Below are 1,294 nucleotides of genomic sequence, written 5' to 3'. Positions count from 1 at the left end.
TTTTGAAGCATCCCCTCCTGTAAGTCTACAGCAATAACCATACCGGATTCCCCAACCATTTTAGCCATTTCAACTGAGAAAAATCCCGGACCACAACCTAAATCCAAAGCTGTCATCCCCTCTTTTACATAATTCCCTAATATTCTTTGTGGATTCTGCAATAATCTTCTAACCCTATTATCGAGTCCATCGGCTATTTCAACAGGGCATACGCGTTTGTTTTTATCAACCATCATATTTAACTCCTTGTTATTAATTATATGTTATTTAAAAATTCTTTCTGCCAAACATGGTCTGATAGCGTTTCGGGTGTATACGATGTTTTCACCGGAAGCGTAGCGCAGGTGAAAATGTGGCGAAGCCCGGAGCGACCAACGGGAGAGGAGCGTATACACGCTGTTGTGCGATGGAGTGAGCCATTACTTTTCAGCAATGACCAGCATCTCAAAATCTTCCGTTGTAAGTTTATCATTTCTTGAAAAGGCTCCGAGTTTTGCTCCATAAATATCAATCTTTTTAAATTCGAGTGATTTTAATAACCACGTAATTTCAGAAGGCACATAATATCTTTCATTACATTCCAATTCTTTCTTATTTCCAAAATCATCTTCTACTGTTGTAATATTGAAATCTCGAAAAGTCATTAAATCAAAAGTATTCTTACTATAGGTTGCATCTCCCCCTTCTGTTGTTGATGCACAAAATTCCTCAACTGAATGAAACAACGGAAATAATCCATTAAGTGTTGTAAAAATCAGCTTGCCGGCAGCCTTTAAAGAATTGGTTGCATTTCGGAGGATTTCATAATTCATTTCATCTGTTTCCATTAATGGAAACGCTCCTTCGCAGAGCATTATTGCTAAATCGTATTCATTCTTAAAAGTCAATTTCCTTGCATCATGTTTCTGAAAATCAGTTATCAGGTTTTGCGCTTTTGCTTTTTCTTTTGCTCGCGCCAGTTGTGATTCTGAAAAATCAATTCCTGTAACCTTGTAACCCCTTTTTGCTAATTCAATCGAATGCCTACCGGTACCACATCCGATATCAATTATTTTTTGTGACTTATTAAAATTAATTTCTTTTTCAATGAAATCACACTCGCCAATTGTGCCCTGTGTAAAGTTTTCAGTGTCATACTTTTCACCATAGTTCTCAAATAAGGATTCATACCATTGTTTCATATTGATTTCTCCTTATCTTGGCTCGCTCTTTCGTACAACTTCATCATATCCGGCATCAGCGCCGCATATCCATACAGATCGACAGGATATCCGAAACTTACTTCGTACATACC

At 37.4% G+C, this 1,294-nt stretch carries 2 protein-coding genes; both read right to left on the bottom strand.

What is annotated here, in order from left to right; genetic code table 11:
* Nucleotides 1-236, bottom strand: a 236-nt coding sequence (locus U9P79_00270; protein MEA2103068.1) for a methyltransferase domain-containing protein, incomplete at its 3' end; no start/stop codon positions are given.
* Between the two features lie 183 nt (nt 237-419).
* Nucleotides 420-1,181: a class I SAM-dependent methyltransferase gene (locus U9P79_00265; protein ID MEA2103067.1), complete on the bottom strand. Its 762-nt coding sequence runs from the start codon at nt 1,179-1,181 to the stop codon at nt 420-422.
* Nucleotides 1,182-1,294: the final 113 nt, after the last annotated feature.

The organism is Candidatus Cloacimonadota bacterium (genome assembly GCA_034661015.1).
In the GTDB taxonomy this organism is placed as follows: domain Bacteria; phylum Cloacimonadota; class Cloacimonadia; order JGIOTU-2; family JGIOTU-2; genus JAYEKN01.
Note: the sequence above shows the minus strand (reverse complement) of the source record. Positions and strands in the feature narration are given on the sequence as shown.